We start from the raw sequence: 16090 nt of genomic DNA, 5'->3' as shown, positions 1-16090 counted from the left end.
CTTTATCAGTAATTTTTTAATTCATTTATGACAACAGAAATCAATATACCAACCTTAGCCAGTCTTGAATATTATGCTTATATTGATGGCCATGGTGAAGTAATAGCTGACTTTGAGGGTAAAATCGGAGTTTATGCTATTTTTAATCAAGATAAAATTCTTCAATTTGTTGGTTATTCTCGTGATATTTATCTGAGTTTAAAACAGCATTTAGTCCGTCAACCTCAAAGTTGTTATTGGGTGAAAGTGCAAACTATAGAACGTCCTAATCGCACGGTTTTAGAAAATATTGAAAAAGCTTGGATGATCGAAAATGCGGCTACTTCTATTACTCAAGCCATGTTTAAACAAAAATGGACTAATCCTATAGATGTGAAGGATTTAATGACACCGGAGGAAAAAAATGATTATGAGTATAAGGCTGTTGATGAATTAGGGAAAAGCAAGGTTTTAAAAAATGTGGCGCGGCGTGTTGAAGAGGAGATTTTAGGGGTTTTGAAGCAACGGGGGGTAAATACTCAAGTCCGCTTTAATCCTAAATTAAAGGAAGTAGGATTGTTGGATTTGAAGTGAATAGGGTGAGAGGATGTTTATTAGGATTTTCCTGAATAGCCAAATTAAAATCTGCTATAGCTCCAGCATAATTTTTTTATTGGGCTTTTTCTAATCCCCGATCGTAAAATTCGTTATTCATAATTGGTAATGGAAAAAAATCAAGAATTTGTTAATGTAATTATACACCAATTCAAGAAGATCCCCGACTGCTTGAAGAAATAGGGGATCTGAATTTCTCTAGAACCTTGATATTTCCTAAAAATCAGAAATTAAGCTAGGATAATTGATCACAAATACATCTCTAGTTCCTAACCCAGGAGTTTCCGGTTTTATGGGAGTAGTAAAATGAAAAAATTGATGTTCATTAACTAAAATTATTTCTCCGGGTTGCAAAACTTTGTTAAAAACTGGCTTTTCCTTTTTCGCAGAATATAAATGAGTTTCTCCACCTTCAATATTATCTCTTCCTGCGGAAAAAATACCAATAAAATCACTACCATCTCTGTGGATACCTTCAGGAGCAGGATTTCCTAAATTATTTGGTGAACAGGTAGTTCTAATTTGATGAACATCAATTTCTGCTTCTATATCTAGTTTACAAGAATCACAGAATGCGAAAATCAGATGCTTAAAAATATCCAGTTCTATGAGTGCATTATCCAATTCTGAAAACTCTCTTTTTATCCCTCCCAATAAAGGATTATAATCTCTACTTTGTAATAGATATCCATGTGGAAGTTTGAGCAACTTATCTCTGGAAACTAGAAACCTGGATAACCTGCGTGAGCGATATTTTCCCTTAATATAAGGATCAATTGGTAAATTATCAAAAAATGGCTGAAAACCTATGGTATTAATGGAGTTTACTTTTCTGAGGGTAAACAGAAAAGCATATTCTAATTCCCTATCAAGTGAGACTTTTTGCATAGAATATTTCTCCTTGTATTGGTAAATGCTACCATATTTGTCTAAATGGTAGGTTTATAATATCCATTATATTCAAATCTGCTAAAAATATCGTAAATTTGACTACAAAAATGAATTATTTATGATTAAAATCAGACTTTGTGGCTTAATTATCCCTGAGTGATGGATAAACATATAGATTTTGTAATTTTACGGATTGCGTTGATTCCTATTTTCCTAATTTGCTCTAGTCAGCAAGACTGGGAATGATTTTGAGTTAATATGAGTAAATATTCTACCTAATTAATGATCATGACAGATTGGCTTTATAACTACCCAACCCTATATCCTGGTACTTTACTCAAACGCTACAAGCGGTTTTTTGCTGATATTCAATTAAATTCTGGAGAATTGATCACAGCACATTGTCCAAATACAGGACCAATGACAGGAGTTTCTACTATTGGTAGTGCTGTACAAGTTTCTAAAAGTGATAATCCTCAACGTAAACTAGCATATACTTTAGAACTAATAGAAGTCAATGATCATGCAACAACTTGGGTGGGTGTAAATACAGCTTTACCTAACCGTGTGATCAAATTAGCTTTAGAGAAACATTTATTTCCAGAATTGGCTGAATATGAACAGGTGAAAAGTGAAGTTGTCTATGGAAAAGATCGTAAAAGTCGAGTTGATTTTTATTTAACAGGAAATGCTCAACAACGTCCAATTTATTTAGAGGTGAAAAATACAACTTGGTCTCAAGGAACTTTAGCCTTGTTTCCCGACACAGAGACCACCAGAGGACAAAAACATTTACAGGAATTAATAGAAATTCTCCCCCAAAATCGGGCAGTAATGCTATATTTTATTAACCGGAATGATTGTTTAGAATTTGCACCTGGAGACAGCAAAGATCCCCTATATGGTCAATTGTTAAGAACAGCGATTAATCTAGGTTTAGAAGTTTTACCATGTCGGTTTGATATTTCTCCAGTAGGTATCCGTTATTTAGGTTTAGCAGAACTAAAAATATAGACGTGATAGCTATATTAAATTATGAAATTTGAAGATTTAAAATCTTAAACCTCGCGCTTTGGAAACCACAGCCGAAGAAAAAGCTGAATCTCAATTAAGACAAATTGCGGTGAATTTGTGGCAAAATGGGATGTCTCTAGAACAAGTAGCACAGTTAACGGGTTTAGAAGTTACAGAAATAGAAAAATGGCAGGTTTAATTTGATTAACTTAAGTTCGATTATTTTAATTATGGGTGTTTCTGGTTCTGGTAAAACTACAATTGGTAAACTTTTAGCTGAATTACTCAACTGGGAATTTAGAGACGCTGACGACTTCCATAAACTAGAAAATATCAAAAAAATGCAAATGGGAATTTCCCTCAATGATGGTGATAGAATATCTTGGTTAGAAGATTTGCAAGCAGCTATCAAAAATTGGCTACAAGATAACAAAAATGTCGTTTTGGCCTGTTCTGCACTCAAAACCAGTTATCGTCAAATGCTGATAATTGATAGCCGCATTCAGTTAGTTTACCTCCAGGGGTCTTTTGATGTCATTGAAAATCGGCTAAAAGCCCGGACAAATCACTTTATGACTGAAAAGCTCCTCAAAAGTCAGTTTCATGACCTTGAAGAGCCTGATAATTGTATTTGTGTTGATGTTTCCCAAGCCCCGGAAGTAATTGTCGAAAAGATTAAAAAGGCTTTAGGCTAGTTGATGAGAACTCAGAAAAGCGTCAACTTCCGCCGCAGTGGGTTGAGAAGCGATCGCACCTGGTTTAAGAGTAGTTAAAGCTCCCACAGCACTGGCATAGGTGACAATTTTTCTAGCGGTTTCCGCGTCCTTGAGTTTGTGAATCCCAACTTGATGTAATTGGTGGATAAACCCAGCCAAAAACCCATCTCCCGCACCAGTGGTATCCACAACAGGCACGGAAAAAGCTGGTAATTTACCTTCATTCTCCCCTAAACAATAGGAACAACCATTTTCACCATCTGTCACTAACACCCCTTCCAAAGAATTGAGTCTATAAGTAATTGCCCCAGGATCTATTGTATTAAATAACCATTCTGCTTCTTCCTTTGTCAATTTCAGGAAATCAAATCTCCCCAATAAAGCTTGAATTTTGGTCTTAGCTGTATTTTCATCTAGCCAAAATACTGGTCGCCAATTGACATCAAGAATAATTTTTAGGTCATATTGTTCTGCCAATTCTAAAGCTCGCAAAACAGCTTTCTCACTTTCAGGATAGGCTAATTCTAAAGTTCCTACCACCAAAAAGTCAGCTTCATCAAACAATGCGGGTGGTAATTTTGTGGCTTGGAGACGGGTATCAGCAAATTCTGAAGTATCATATTTACCAAAACCAGCAAAAGTGCGATCGCCTGTTAAATCCCTCACTACATATACTTGTCTCGTTGGTGCTGTAGGATGACGTTGCACACCAGTTGTATCTACGCCGACAGTTTCTAATAATTTTATCAGTGTATTCCCTGGTTCATCTTCACCCACTGCGCCCATAAATCCGGCTGATGTCCCCAACTTCACCAAAGCACAAGCCACATTTGCGGGCGCTCCTCCTGGGTAGGGAGTCCATGATTTGACTTCCTCTAGTTTAAGTCCCAATTGATCAGCTAAACAATCAAATAAGACTTCACCAAGACATAAAACACGGGGATTAATCATTGCATTTTTGATTTTCTATGGGGCATTATATATTTAGTTTGACAGGTTTTTAATTAATCCTAGTTAAAATCAACACTTTTTATCTGTAGTGTGTACGACTACAAACCTAAAATCAAAAGAAAATCTTGACATTAGGATTATTAGTAACATTTAAAACTATCTACCTCCGCAATAATCTTCTAGAATAGGGAATAAGACTTGAGTACATATACCAAGGGAGGAATATTAAGTAATGGCTGCTAGTGAGTCTGGAACCCGTGTTAGTCTGTCAGACAGAGAAATGCAAATTATCGACTTAGTGGCCACTGGCTTAACTAACCAAGAAATTGCAGCAAAACTGGAAATTAGCAAACGGACAGTTGATAACCATATTAGCAACATTCTCACCAAAACTAAGACTGACAACCGTGTGGCCTTAGTTCGTTGGGCTTTACAATGGGGTAAAGTCTGTTTAAATGATGTTAATTGCTGTTCTCTTCCCTCTGGGAATGATGAAAGTATGACCACGTGAAGCAAAGGATATTTAAAAAGCTGATTAGTCGGGCTTTTTAGTTATTCAGCACCTGCCAGTTAGGAGTATGGTTAGTTGATTTACGCTGTTGTGTACTATCAAATTTTCATAATTGCAAAGTCACGTAAAAGCACAGCTAGGGACAGGCGTAAATCAATTATCCTGCAAATATACTTGATTTAGTGAATTAGCGATTTAGCAATGGAAGTGCAGTAGCCGGACAAAGCCCACATTCAACGAAGTAAGGTAAGGAGAGTATCAATACTTCCAATCATATACAATCAAAAAACTACTGATACATAATTAAAAAACCCGGCTGAACCGGGCAGATGTACTTTTTGTCAAGTTTTAGCGAATGATCACTATTGGTTGATTTCACAAGTTAAAGGACAAGCTGCATAAACAGTAGTTTGGGTTTTTTCAGCTTCACCATGTAGCCAGCTTAACCATTTTATCTGCTTAGGATGAATACCCTTAGCTGTGAGAACTCCAGCAGCAATTAATACCGCCATAACATTAAGCATGACTAAACCACCTGCCACAACTAAAACTGCACTAGCGGGCATTACGGATTGTAACACAATAGACAACAGACATCCAATTGTAGCCATCAATACAACCAGTGGAAAACCGACGACTAACAAGCACACTGCCAATGTAAATGTCCAGATTAAAAAGCTTTTCATCACTAACAAGGAGTGGGTCTGAACTAGATTAGAGCTTTGAGCAGAAACCATGACTTTTCCTCCTAATACACAGCAAGTTTAAATTTCAGTTTCAGTTATTGATCGCTCGGGGGCGAATTAACCGATTTTGTTTCAGTAAAATTTAGTATATAAAACCTTAGCCCCAAAATGAGCATTTCTTTACTAAACTTTACAGTTAATTTTTCGTGCTTATGAATGAGAAGTCAGATATACCCGCAGGTGGGGAAACAAGTTTAGCTGTATGCCTTTAGAAATATAGACCAACGATAGATGAGAATCAGAACTTGATCCCCGCCATTTGATCCCCCAGATGCTTAACATTTCTTATAGAAAACTGTATTGTTTCTCATAATTTATGGAGAGGTGACAAAAAATAGCTTGTAGGTAAGGTGTAAATGCCTATTTTACCCAATGTTACTTATCGTTCCATGTTCAATAATAAGTATTATTTTTTATATTTTACTAGTATAGTTACGTGAGACCAAAGATAGTAAACCAAAAAATATGTATACTATAGGACTGGCATTTGATTTTTGAAATTACACTAGTAGAAATTCTGGAAATATCGAAATATCATTTATGATCCTTGTAGTGAGTTAGCCTAAATTGACAATTTAGTTTTCAAGATCGGGTTTACAGGGGTTTCCGCTCTTATGAGGTACATCCTAAGCCCCCTCCTCGCACCCCCCTCAATCCCCCCGCAGCGGGGGGAAGAAAAGGATAAACCTTTGATATTGGAGGGGGTTGGGGTGGGGTTCTTGTACCTCATAACATCGGAAAGTGCTGTATATAGCAGTAAACCACTCAAAAGGCTGTTGTTAGAAATCGTGAAAATATATGACAGAATCACAAATACCCAAAATGTCCTCACCACAATCACAGTCAGCAATAGCACAAACTCTAACCGCAAACAATTTAGGAATCAGTCCCAGTCTACCTGAGTTCCTAGTACCATCATTGATACTTTCTAGTTCAACAGCCTCCATAAATAAAGCTTCAGGACTTAGTTTGGTGGATCTTGTCAAAGAAGCATTTAATCACGGTTACTCTGATGTTCACTTGGGAGTAGGAGAAATCCCCCGCTTCCGCAACCAAGGAGAGATGCAAACCACCAATTATCCTGAAACTGATAAAGCAACCTTTATGAGTTGGTTGCGTGAGATTCTCACTGATACCGAAATTCAAAGGTTTCAAGAACGGCTAGAATTTGATTGTGCAACTCAGTACGAATTTATCCGTGTGCGGATTAATCTTTTTGATTCCTTGCGTGGTTATGGAATGGTACTGCGGTTAATTCCTCTGGAAATTCCATCTATCAAGCAGTTGCGTTTACCACCTATAATTCAAGATATTTGTAATTATCAAAAGGGCTTGATTTTGATTACAGGTCCAACTGGTTCAGGCAAGTCAACAACAATGGCCGCCATGGTTGACTATATCAATCGGACAATGCCTAAGCATATCATTACGATTGAAGACCCAGTAGAATTTGTTCATCAAAGTCATAAGTCTCTCGTCAGACAGCGAGAAGTGGGAATGCACACCCTGGAATTTGATAAGGCCTTAAAAGCTGCTTTGCGAGCTGACCCAGATGTCATTTTTCTGGGAGAAATGCGCGATAAAGAAACGCTGAATACCGCACTGAAAGCATCGCAAACAGGTCACTTGGTTATGGGAACTCTGCACACCATTAGCGCTGTAAAAAGTGTTGAACGGATTCTTAGTTTATATTCAGGTCAAGAAAAAGAAGCTATGCGCGTAGTCCTGGCTGAATCCTTGGTAGCTGTAATTTCCCAAGGTTTGTGCCGGACTACAGATGGTAAACGTTGTGCTTTCCACGATATTCTGATTAATACTGAGGCCGTTAAAGATTGGGTGAAAACAGGCAATTATGATGAAATTGAAGCGTTAATGAAACAATCACGCTTTGATGGTATGACCACAATGAATCAGTCATTGTTTACCCTCTACCAAGAAGGCCGTATCACTCAAGAAACAGCCTTGGAAATGTCCCCAACTCCTAACGAAATGGCGCAATTCCTTCGAGGTCGTCTTTAATGGGGAATTGGTAACTGGTAATTGCATATATATCATAACCGCTAACCGCTAACCAATGACTAAGTTGAATGTGGACAAACTATCTCAGCCTCAGTTATTCAAGGGTATTGCTTTGTTTACACCTGGAGGGGATTTAATTTACTGTATTGATCCTAGTAAACAAGGAAGATGGCATTTAAATCTCTGTGCGGCTTTGCGGGAAATCCTCGATTTACCAGAACCACCACATTTTTTAGTTCCTTGTTATACTGCAACTATTGATCATTGGTTAAATCCTCGGACTCAAAAAGTCCAAATCTTTGCCGAGGCTTATCCCGCAGTTATGCGTCACCAAGCTGTGCTAAATGCGATTTTTCGGACTGGGGATTTAGTCTGGCAATCAGCAGCCTGGCAAGATGGATTGTGCGCTCCCCTGGTATTATCAACTTATCGTGCTGCATTTCCTCAACTGTGGCAAGATCATGATTTAATTGTACGTCTAGATTTAACTGATTCTCCCTCGCAGTATCAACAACCAATCATGACTACACAACCTGCACCCCAAAATATCCCAGGTGATCCAGGTTTTGTTTTACGCTTGTTTGTTGCTGGACATAGTATAACCACTGAAAAAATTTTACAAAACTTGCATGAATCGTTAGAACGATCTCTAGGGTATCCTTATACTCTTAAAGTAGTTGATGTTCTCACTAATCCAGAACAGGCCGAAATTGATCAAGTTTCTGCTACTCCTACCTTAGTTAAGGTTTGGCCGCATCCAATTCGGCGCATGGTTGGTAATTTAGATAACATTGATAAAGTGCTACAGATGTTAGCGGGACAGTAAATCATTTCCAATGTCCAATGTCCAATTTTAAATTTGAGGATTTGTATAATATGAACTTTACTTGGTTAGATAGCAATAGTTGGTTAATTGAAATTGGTCAACAGCGAATACTAATTGACCCCTGGTTAATTGGTACTTTAACCTTTAACAATTTAGATTGGTTATTCAAAGGTTCTCGTGATCAGGATCGGTCAATACCAGATAACATAAATTTAATTCTGCTTTCTCAGGGTTTAGAAGATCACGCACACCCACCCACTTTAAAGCAACTTGACAAAAATATTCCTGTGGTTGCTTCTCCCAATGCGGCTAAAGTGGTAGAAAAACTAGGTTATCAACAAATCATCAGTCTTCAACATGGTCAAAGCTTCATTTTAAATCAGCAAATAGAAATTAAAGCTGTTCCTGGTTCTCCCATTGGACCTACTTTATTAGAAAATGGCTATCTGCTCAAAGATCTAGTAAATAATTCTACATTGTATTATGAACCCCATGGCTATCATTCCCCGCAACTTCAAGAAATAGCACCCATTGACGTGGTAATTACACCTATCATTGATTTGAGTTTACCCCTACTCGGTCCGATTATCAAAGGTATGAATAGCGCTTTAGATGTGGTAAAATCCGTGAGACCTCAATTTATCCTCCCTACCGCAGCCGGAGGGGATATTTTCTTTGAGGGACTATTGGTAAAATTTCTCCAAGCTAGGGGAAATACGACAGAATTTCAGACTTTATTAGAAAATAACAGTTTAACAACTAAGGTGATCAGTCCTCACCCCGGCGAAAAAATTAGTGTTTGTTAGTGTTTGTTAGTGTTTGTTAGTGTTTGAATTATGGAAAAACCAACCACTCCAGGACAGGGAGGAATAAGAGTTTAAATTGATTTCTCGTAAGTAAGTCATCAGAATGTTATTATTTGCGGTTGAAGCACCTGATATCAATTTAACTAGATCAAGTCTTCTAAATATCTGAGGAGTGTGACTAACTATGTCGAAAATTCGTGTCTCTCTAGCTTTGAGTATAGCTACCATAGCCAGTGGTTTCTTTTTAGCCGCTTGTGAAAGTCCTAAACCACCGTCTACGGGGGTTAGTACCACTTCACCAACACCTCAGACTACAACCAGTGATACTAAGGGATTGAAAATTGGTAGTTTATTACCCACCACTGGTGACTTGGCTTCTATTGGACAACAAATGGTTGGTTCTGTTCCCTTACTGGTGGAAACCGTTAACGCTTGTGGAGGTGTCAATGGTGAAAAAGTCAGTTTGGTAGAAGTAGACGACCAAACTGACCCTAAAGCGGGCGCTGCGGGTATGACTAAATTAGCAACTTTAGATAAAGTTGGTGGTGTGGTCGGTTCTTTTGCGAGTAGTGTTTCCACTGCGGCGGTTTCCGTGGCTGTACCTAATAAAGTCATGCTGATTTCTCCTGGTAGCACTAGCCCTGTATTTACTGACAAAGCTCAAAAAGGCGACTTTAAAGGCTTTTGGGCGCGGACTGCTCCCCCTGATACCTACCAAGCATTAGCTTTAGCCCAACTCGCTAAGAAAAAAGGCTTTAAACGAGTTTCCACTGTGGTAATTAATAATGACTATGGTGTGGGTTTTGAAAAAGCATTTGTGCAAACTTTTGAGAAATTAGGTGGTACAGTAGTTAATAAAGATAAGCCTGTTCGCTATGACCCCAAGGCTCAAACCTTTGATACAGAAGCATCTGCCGCTTTTGCAGGTAAACCAGATGCAGTTTTAGCTGTATTGTATGCTGAAACCGGTAGTTTATTCTTGAAGGCTGCTTATCAACAGGGTGTTACCAAAGATGTACAAATTTTACTCACAGACGGTGTAAAATCCGATAGTTTCCCTGATCAAGTTGGTAAAGGTAAGGATGGTAAATACATCTTATCTGGCTCAATTGGTACAGTTCCCGGTTCTAGTGGTAAAGGTTTAGAAAATTTTAATAAACTTTGGAAAGATAAAAAAGGTACTTCCCCAGGAGAATACGCACCTCAAGCCTGGGACGCTGCGGCCTTATTGGTATTAGCAGCCCAAGCCGCTAAAGAAAATACTGGGGTGGCTATTGCTAGTAAATTGCGAGAAGTAGCTGCTGGTAAGGGTACACCAGTAAGTGATGTTTGTCAAGGGCTGAAGCTTCTGAAAGAGGGTAAACAGATTAATTACCAAGGCGCAAGCGGTGATGTAGATGTTGATACTAATGGTGATGTCATTGGTACTTACGATGTTTGGACAGTGGAGGATGATGGTAAAATCAAGGTAATTGACAAGGTAAGTCCTAAATAGGGCTGGCTGAAAAATTACCCAAAGAAAACCTAGATACCACACAGTGCGAAAAATGGTGGCTTTGAAGATTGGTTTCCAAATTCAGCCCCCAATTTTCTAGAGAAATGCAAGGATTTTGAGGTTCTAAATGTCATAGCCTTAGCCTTACATTTTTTTATGCTAAAAATCTGCGAAACCCTTATTCAGAAGCGGTTCTACCTTGACTCAGCAATACCTAAATAGAGTATACAATAGTATTGCAAGGAGCTTAAGTCCTTTGCAAATGGCTCAATTCATCTAAATATGAATAAAAAGCAACCTATCTTCTAAAATCCCTTGAAGTTGTAACCAACTCCTAATAAAATCCCGACATCAGTTTGATTGAAAAATCCGGCGTTTACGGCGGCTGTGGCGGTGAATCTTTGACCGAGAGGTACATCTACACCACCAGTTACTAAAACAGCAGTTTCAGATTTATCATCAGTAGTTGTAGATTTCTGAGCAGTTTTAATGACTGCACCCACTCCTATATAGGGAGATATAGTTACAGTCTCAGTAAATGGATCTACTGGTTTAATCGAAAAATCATAGGTAAGAGGAACGAGAAAGGTTGTGTCGCTTCCCAGTATTGCTGATGGTCTGACCGATAGAGATTTGGTAAACCGAATTTTACTGATGAAGCTGAAATTACCATCACTCAAGGCTGAAAACCCACCTGTTACACCAATAGTAGTACCAATACCGACATAGCTACCAGGACTTTGATTTGACTTACCTGTTGTAGTATCCGCCTGTGCTACTTGATTGGATAATTGTGTTTTTTCGGACACTGTTTGAGCATTGACGGAAATTCCACTACCTAATATTGCCAAAGCCGCAAGACCTGGTAAGGCTAAAAAGTTTTTACGAATGATAATATTATTCATGTTTACTCCTGACTAGATTTAAGATTGACATCTGTGCATATCATTTTGTACGATCCTCAATTAACTTACCAAACCCCATGGGAGGGTTTGCTGATAGCTTGCGTGGCCTAGCCCATAAATGTTATCTAGGAGGACGAGGAATACGTAAGAGGGAAGGGTTATCTGAACATCCTAAGTTTCCCATATCTGACCACAAAAAATGCAACTATTTAAAAATAAATACTGATTAATTGATTCAATACCAGATGATTGAGAAGAGTTCGTCAATTTAATATCATGCTCTTTGATTCGATTGGTTATGAAACTCAAAAAACCCACACTGTGAAAGATGTGGGGTTTGATCATTTATTTTTTGTTAATCCTTTAAGCTGTACGAAGGTTGTCTGTTTATTCAGCAAGCCCTAATTACAAAAGTTGCCAACCAGTACCTTGATAACCATAATCAAAGATATCAGGATGCAATATTTCTGCTAATATCTCCACAGAATCTACCAATCGTGGACCAGGACGGTTAAAATAAGCATTACCATCGGTAATGAAAACCCTTCCACTTTGAACAGCGTGGAGTTTTTTCCATTCTGGACGTTGAGTTAATAATTCAGCTTGTTGCTGAGTCCGTTGCAAATCAAAGCCACAAGGCATGAAAATAATTACATCTGGGTTACTAGCTACTAGTGTTTCCCATTGTACATGAACAGCGGGTTTACCCATCAAACAGAACAATGATTGTCCCCCTGCTAAATTAATTAATTCAGGAACCCAATTTGCAGCGGCTATTAAAGGATCAGTCCATTCAATACAAGCTACCCTCGGCATTTCTGCGTTAGAAAGCCCCTGGAGTTTGCGCTTGCAAATTTTAATACGGGCTTCTAAGTTATCCAGTATTTGTACTGAATCTACGCCAAAAGTGCGACTAACTCGTTCAATATCACCCCAAACATCTTGTAATGTGTTAGGCTGTAAAGATATAATTTGGGGTGAACTGTGGGTAAGTTGGGCAACTGCTGCTTCTACTTCTGGTAAAGTAACAGAAAAAGCATCACATTGGTCTTGAGTGACAATGTGGGTAGGGTGCAATTTCTCCAAAACATCAACTTTGATCTTGTGAATACTTAAAGCAGATTGTAATACATCATTGACTTGATTATGAACAGAGGTACTACTAGCATGACCATTAAAACGTGCTTGGGTACAAACTGGACGATTTACGATTTCTGGAGGATAGTCACATTCATGAGACCTGCCTACTATAGCATCAAATAAACCCAGTTTAGCGATAATTTCCGTAGCACTCGGAATTAAAGAAACAATTCTGATATCGTTATTTGTACTAATCATAGTTCCACCCCCTGCTAATAGGAGTTCAGGAGTTAAAAATAGAAAATGGTGTTAAGTTTTTTTAACAGACGTTTCTACCTTCATTGTGGCATATTTTCCAAGAGTGGGTATCTATCTTGAGGATGTTAGCATTTTTATTTTTCCCTAGGATGCTAAGGTACAAAGTTTTATTCTAGACACGAATACGCAGTTACCCACCTTAATTAGTAATTATATTAGTAATTATATTTCAAGCTGGGGATTTTATCTGAATTTAGATATTCAGATTAATAAGGTTCATGAATTGATTTACATTCCCAAAACTGTCCGGGTCCTACTATTAAAATTTGCTCATTTGGCATCATTAATTCCCAATAAGCAAGCCCAGAATCATCTTCTAAATCTGGTTCTAAAATTAGTTCATAATTAAGATCACCCTCAAATGATAAAATGAGTTTCATCTCATTACTATTAGCAAGAGTGACAAAATTAGTCAGTTTTGTATTTTCTAAACACTGTAACTGTATTTTAGCAAATTCCACAGTATTCTCATTATTTACTAACATAGACGAACTCCAGGAAACACCCTTTTTTAGCATTAAATACCAAGGTGTAGCCCTAGTGCTAAGTTGCCAGCTTCCTTTGCGTAAATGTGATAATTTAGGATGATTGTAGGCAGTCATTTCACCAAAATCTAACAGCAATTCATCCCCATAACTAAATGCAACTTGATGGCAAATTTCGCCAATAATTGGTTGAGTAATTTGATTTAGATCTAGTATTGAATTAGCAAGAGATGTTTTAGGAGTCATAATTAATATCCTCTAAAAATTCTTTAGCTTTCTGACGCAGTTCTGGATAAGTAAAATCACCTCTATCATTTAAAGTTCCACCATAACCATTTCTTTTTTCTTGCTCCAGAAATCTACCAAAAGCTTTTCTTTCTTTCCCTAACATACCAAATTCTCTCGCAATTGCATCAATTTGTTTAATATCACCTTTTTTACCCATAAATATAGATAAACCCTGATTTTATATTTTAACATCAAAATATCATAATTTGTCAGAAACAGGATATCTAGGATTTAAGGATTTACAGGATAGGGATATTAAAAACCTACAGATACCTTCATGTTCTTCGCTTCTATCCCTACGGGACGCTACGCGAACGTAGTTCATTTTTGACTAAGGGTAATTCATAAATTACCCCTGTAAGCGGGAAATTATACTGGTAAAATTAGGATCAATTTGCATCAATTCTTAATAGTTGCAATTACTTTTGCTGAATCTGGTGAATTTGAGTCTTTGTTTAGTTGGGAAGAAGATCAATCTTGAGTTATTGAATATTAAATACTCAATAAATCCTTATTGTTTTGTAAAAGGCTAAGATATCAATGTATAATTTTGAGATTGTAAAGTAATTGTAAGAAGGGTGTAAAACAAATTGACTACTATCGGAAGTTATCACGTAAAAGTTTTAATTGAATCCAACGCTGAGGAAGTTGCTTTTATTTCTCCAGCAACTATTGATGATATGCCCACAAATTGGTCTTGTAACTGGTTAAATATTTGCAATGAAACAGCCTTTTACTGTCAAAATATAGTTAAACTTGTTTATAATGATAAAATCTGGGGATTAATAAAATATAGTCTTTATCCATATACTTATCCTGATCCGAGTCCCCCTATATTTCTGGAAATAAATAATTTAGAAGCACACCCTACCAGTCGAGGAGATGTTGCTACAAGATTAATTGAACCTATTGGTAAATGGTTGATTTGGTATGCAATACAGGTTGGTTTCGAGTTTTGTGAACCAAAACCAGAAGCACCGCTAATTATACTAGATGCTTTGGATAAAGCTGTGCCATACTATAGAGATAAGGTACAAATGGAGTATCTTGGTTTATCATGTAGCACACCTGGAGAAGATTTATATGGCTTCAGATTTTCACGAACCGCAGCAGCAGAATTTTGTCAGCGACATGAAACAATATGGGGAGAACCCAAGCGATATGAGTAGTGACGAAATAATGGCAGGGTCAAAAGAGATAATGACTCATGCTCAAAGACAAGCTTTTCTGAAAACATCTTATGCAGGAAAGTTATTTGGTGTTGCACATTTACTTCCCGAAGTGATAGAGGTAATAGAAGAAAGATCAGAAAATTTACCACACTTAAAACGAGTACGCGGACTATTCAAGTCTGAAAAACAAAAAGATCAACAACATAATTCTAATAATACCGAAGTTGCTAAACATGGAAGTTAGGATTTAGAGCAACACTAATGATCAGAAAAGTTTTATTAGATGATGATATTCTTCTAGATATTCTGCTCGAAAGAGATCCATTTATAGAAGATTCATCAAAAATTTGGGAATTAATTGAAACTAAACAAGTAGAGGGTTATGTAACACTTACAACCCTCAATAAAATCTTTGATGTTGGTAGAGATAACGGAGGATTTGAGATTGCTTGGGAGGCTATATCTGAAATTCGATCTGTCATGAAAGTTTGTATTATTGATGATAGAATTTTAGAAATAGCTCATTCATATCACCTTAAAGATTTTGAACAATCTATACAATTAGCTTGTGCGAAATTTTTTAAATTAGACTATATTCTTACTAGAAAAGTTGAATATATTAAATCTTCTCTTCCAACTTCTCTTCAAAACTTAGGGGATTCTTATAAAGAATTTTTTTCTGTAGTTAAACCTACCTCATTTTTGTTTATTTACTTTCGTAGTCATTTGAGTTATGGTTTTTGCAACTCTCTTGAATTTTATAAAATTCTTTTTCAATATTACAGAAAACGTATAGAAATTGTTGGAAATATTACTAATAAAACAGATATTCTAGTTAATTATTCATTAAAATATCTCTTAGATTCTATTTCTACTCAATCAGTTGAAATACAAAATCAGCTAGAATCTGAAAACAAAATTGCTGTTGTACAACGAGATATTGCAACTATTATACGCTATATAATATATGCAATTTTAGCTGAAAAGTTAACTTTAGATGATAATTATATCAATAGTTGTTTTACAGAATGTAACTCTCTTAATATATCACGTCAATCTTTAATTATTGCTTTACAACATACGAAAGAATTAACTATTAAACTTACTACTCAACCAGCTAATCAAGATATTGATTTTTCTGACTTGAATTATAAGATTTTGGTTAATGAGATAAGCAGATATTTTGATCAATTTATAATTAAACTCACATCATATTAATTTTATATCCCCAACCTCTTAAAGAAGTCGGGGATATTTATAAACTCCTACAAAT

At 36.8% G+C, this 16090-nt stretch carries 19 protein-coding genes; 12 read left to right on the top strand and 7 right to left on the bottom strand.

Going from position 1 to position 16090, the window contains the following annotated elements; translation table 11 throughout:
• Window positions 1-27: 27 nt before the first annotated feature.
• A complete protein-coding gene (locus H6G25_RS17280; RefSeq protein ID WP_190393559.1) occupies window positions 28-573 on the top strand; it encodes a GIY-YIG nuclease family protein in 546 nt (181 codons plus the stop codon).
• Between the two features lie 237 nt (window positions 574-810).
• Here the strand turns inward: H6G25_RS17280 and H6G25_RS17275 are convergent, their stop codons facing one another.
• Complete coding sequence (locus H6G25_RS17275) at window positions 811-1482, bottom strand: 2OG-Fe dioxygenase family protein (RefSeq protein ID WP_190393558.1); 672 nt, start codon at window positions 1480-1482, stop codon at window positions 811-813.
• A gap of 291 nt (window positions 1483-1773) precedes the next feature.
• Here H6G25_RS17275 and sfsA point away from each other — a divergent pair, with 291 nt between their 5' ends.
• From sfsA to H6G25_RS17260, 3 genes are read left to right on the top strand one after another with little or no spacing between them, the layout of a single operon-like run.
• The gene (gene sfsA, locus H6G25_RS17270) at window positions 1774-2499 is read left to right on the top strand and encodes a DNA/RNA nuclease SfsA (protein WP_190393557.1); all 726 of its coding nucleotides are present in this window, start codon (window positions 1774-1776) and stop codon (window positions 2497-2499) included.
• Window positions 2500-2557: 58 nt separating this feature from the next.
• Window positions 2558-2698, top strand: a complete 141-nt coding sequence (locus H6G25_RS17265; protein WP_190393556.1) for a hypothetical protein — start codon at window positions 2558-2560, stop codon at window positions 2696-2698.
• Window positions 2699-2729: 31 nt separating this feature from the next.
• Complete coding sequence (locus tag H6G25_RS17260) at window positions 2730-3194, top strand: gluconokinase (protein ID WP_190393568.1); 465 nt, start codon at window positions 2730-2732, stop codon at window positions 3192-3194.
• Here the strand turns inward: H6G25_RS17260 and H6G25_RS17255 are convergent.
• Window positions 3186-4166, bottom strand: a complete 981-nt coding sequence (locus H6G25_RS17255) for a carbohydrate kinase (protein ID WP_190393555.1) — start codon at window positions 4164-4166, stop codon at window positions 3186-3188. The genes H6G25_RS17260 and H6G25_RS17255 overlap by 9 nt on opposite strands.
• A 232-nt stretch (window positions 4167-4398) precedes the next feature.
• On the opposite strand from H6G25_RS17255, the gene H6G25_RS17250 reads away from it, so the two are divergent.
• The gene (locus H6G25_RS17250) at window positions 4399-4677 is read left to right on the top strand and encodes a LuxR C-terminal-related transcriptional regulator (protein ID WP_190393554.1); all 279 of its coding nucleotides are present in this window, start codon (window positions 4399-4401) and stop codon (window positions 4675-4677) included.
• Window positions 4678-5039: 362 nt separating this feature from the next.
• Here the strand turns inward: H6G25_RS17250 and H6G25_RS17245 are convergent, their stop codons facing one another.
• Window positions 5040-5414: a hypothetical protein gene (locus H6G25_RS17245; RefSeq protein ID WP_190393553.1), complete on the bottom strand. Its 375-nt coding sequence runs from the start codon at window positions 5412-5414 to the stop codon at window positions 5040-5042.
• Window positions 5415-6221: 807 nt separating this feature from the next.
• On the opposite strand from H6G25_RS17245, the gene H6G25_RS17240 reads away from it, so the two are divergent.
• The 4 genes from H6G25_RS17240 (at window position 6222) to H6G25_RS17225 (ending at window position 10569) form a co-directional block, all read left to right on the top strand.
• Window positions 6222-7442 carry a type IV pilus twitching motility protein PilT gene (locus H6G25_RS17240; RefSeq protein WP_190393552.1) on the top strand — a complete coding sequence of 407 codons (1221 nt, stop codon included), beginning with the start codon at window positions 6222-6224 and terminating at the stop codon, window positions 7440-7442.
• A gap of 55 nt (window positions 7443-7497) precedes the next feature.
• The gene (locus tag H6G25_RS17235) at window positions 7498-8268 is read left to right on the top strand and encodes a circadian clock KaiB family protein (RefSeq protein ID WP_190393551.1); all 771 of its coding nucleotides are present in this window, start codon (window positions 7498-7500) and stop codon (window positions 8266-8268) included.
• Between the two features lie 50 nt (window positions 8269-8318).
• On the top strand, window positions 8319-9074 hold the full coding sequence (locus H6G25_RS17230) for an MBL fold metallo-hydrolase (RefSeq protein WP_190393550.1): 756 nt from the start codon (window positions 8319-8321) through the stop codon (window positions 9072-9074).
• A gap of 184 nt (window positions 9075-9258) precedes the next feature.
• Window positions 9259-10569, top strand: a complete 1311-nt coding sequence (locus tag H6G25_RS17225) for an ABC transporter substrate-binding protein (RefSeq protein WP_190393549.1) — start codon at window positions 9259-9261, stop codon at window positions 10567-10569.
• 305 nt (window positions 10570-10874) lie between these two features.
• Here the strand turns inward: H6G25_RS17225 and H6G25_RS17220 are convergent, their stop codons facing one another.
• From H6G25_RS17220 to H6G25_RS17205, 4 genes are all read right to left on the bottom strand, one after another.
• Window positions 10875-11474 carry a hypothetical protein gene (locus tag H6G25_RS17220; protein ID WP_190393548.1) on the bottom strand — a complete coding sequence of 200 codons (600 nt, stop codon included), beginning with the start codon at window positions 11472-11474 and terminating at the stop codon, window positions 10875-10877.
• 405 nt (window positions 11475-11879) lie between these two features.
• On the bottom strand, window positions 11880-12812 hold the full coding sequence (locus tag H6G25_RS17215; protein ID WP_190393547.1) for a cobalamin-binding protein: 933 nt from the start codon (window positions 12810-12812) through the stop codon (window positions 11880-11882).
• 266 nt (window positions 12813-13078) lie between these two features.
• A complete protein-coding gene (locus tag H6G25_RS17210) occupies window positions 13079-13603 on the bottom strand; it encodes a hypothetical protein (protein WP_190393546.1) in 525 nt (174 codons plus the stop codon).
• Window positions 13593-13802, bottom strand: coding sequence for a hypothetical protein (locus H6G25_RS17205; RefSeq protein ID WP_190393545.1), 210 nt, complete (start codon window positions 13800-13802; stop codon window positions 13593-13595). The genes H6G25_RS17210 and H6G25_RS17205 overlap by 11 nt, the downstream gene beginning before the upstream one ends.
• A gap of 433 nt (window positions 13803-14235) precedes the next feature.
• On the opposite strand from H6G25_RS17205, the gene H6G25_RS17200 reads away from it, so the two are divergent.
• From H6G25_RS17200 to H6G25_RS17190, 3 genes are read left to right on the top strand one after another with little or no spacing between them, the layout of a single operon-like run.
• On the top strand, window positions 14236-14814 hold the full coding sequence (locus H6G25_RS17200; protein WP_028085361.1) for a hypothetical protein: 579 nt from the start codon (window positions 14236-14238) through the stop codon (window positions 14812-14814).
• A gap of 10 nt (window positions 14815-14824) precedes the next feature.
• Window positions 14825-15061 carry a hypothetical protein gene (locus H6G25_RS17195; protein ID WP_190393544.1) on the top strand — a complete coding sequence of 79 codons (237 nt, stop codon included), beginning with the start codon at window positions 14825-14827 and terminating at the stop codon, window positions 15059-15061.
• Between the two features lie 17 nt (window positions 15062-15078).
• Window positions 15079-16035, top strand: coding sequence for a PIN domain-containing protein (locus H6G25_RS17190; protein WP_190393543.1), 957 nt, complete (start codon window positions 15079-15081; stop codon window positions 16033-16035).
• Window positions 16036-16090: the final 55 nt, after the last annotated feature.

Origin of the sequence: Dolichospermum sp. FACHB-1091 (assembly GCF_014697585.1) — a bacterium.
GTDB lineage: Bacteria > Cyanobacteriota > Cyanobacteriia > Cyanobacteriales > Nostocaceae > Dolichospermum.
The sequence above is the reverse complement of the archived record's forward strand: the minus strand, read 5'-3'. Positions and strand labels throughout refer to the sequence as shown.

Coding starts and splice junctions, on each gene's coding strand:
- H6G25_RS17280 (WP_190393559.1), top strand. CDS start 28: ATGACAACAGAAATCAATATACCAACCTTAGCCAGTCTTGAATATTAT.
- H6G25_RS17275 (WP_190393558.1), bottom strand. CDS start 1,482: ATGCAAAAAGTCTCACTTGATAGGGAATTAGAATATGCTTTTCTGTTT.
- sfsA (WP_190393557.1), top strand. CDS start 1,774: ATGACAGATTGGCTTTATAACTACCCAACCCTATATCCTGGTACTTTA.
- H6G25_RS17260 (WP_190393568.1), top strand. CDS start 2,730: ATGGGTGTTTCTGGTTCTGGTAAAACTACAATTGGTAAACTTTTAGCT.
- H6G25_RS17255 (WP_190393555.1), bottom strand. CDS start 4,166: ATGATTAATCCCCGTGTTTTATGTCTTGGTGAAGTCTTATTTGATTGT.
- H6G25_RS17250 (WP_190393554.1), top strand. CDS start 4,399: ATGGCTGCTAGTGAGTCTGGAACCCGTGTTAGTCTGTCAGACAGAGAA.
- H6G25_RS17245 (WP_190393553.1), bottom strand. CDS start 5,414: ATGGTTTCTGCTCAAAGCTCTAATCTAGTTCAGACCCACTCCTTGTTA.
- H6G25_RS17240 (WP_190393552.1), top strand. CDS start 6,222: ATGACAGAATCACAAATACCCAAAATGTCCTCACCACAATCACAGTCA.
- H6G25_RS17235 (WP_190393551.1), top strand. CDS start 7,498: ATGACTAAGTTGAATGTGGACAAACTATCTCAGCCTCAGTTATTCAAG.
- H6G25_RS17230 (WP_190393550.1), top strand. CDS start 8,319: ATGAACTTTACTTGGTTAGATAGCAATAGTTGGTTAATTGAAATTGGT.
- H6G25_RS17225 (WP_190393549.1), top strand. CDS start 9,259: ATGTCGAAAATTCGTGTCTCTCTAGCTTTGAGTATAGCTACCATAGCC.
- H6G25_RS17220 (WP_190393548.1), bottom strand. CDS start 11,474: ATGAATAATATTATCATTCGTAAAAACTTTTTAGCCTTACCAGGTCTT.
- H6G25_RS17215 (WP_190393547.1), bottom strand. CDS start 12,812: ATGATTAGTACAAATAACGATATCAGAATTGTTTCTTTAATTCCGAGT.
- H6G25_RS17210 (WP_190393546.1), bottom strand. CDS start 13,603: ATGACTCCTAAAACATCTCTTGCTAATTCAATACTAGATCTAAATCAA.
- H6G25_RS17205 (WP_190393545.1), bottom strand. CDS start 13,802: ATGGGTAAAAAAGGTGATATTAAACAAATTGATGCAATTGCGAGAGAA.
- H6G25_RS17195 (WP_190393544.1), top strand. CDS start 14,825: ATGGCAGGGTCAAAAGAGATAATGACTCATGCTCAAAGACAAGCTTTT.
- H6G25_RS17190 (WP_190393543.1), top strand. CDS start 15,079: ATGATCAGAAAAGTTTTATTAGATGATGATATTCTTCTAGATATTCTG.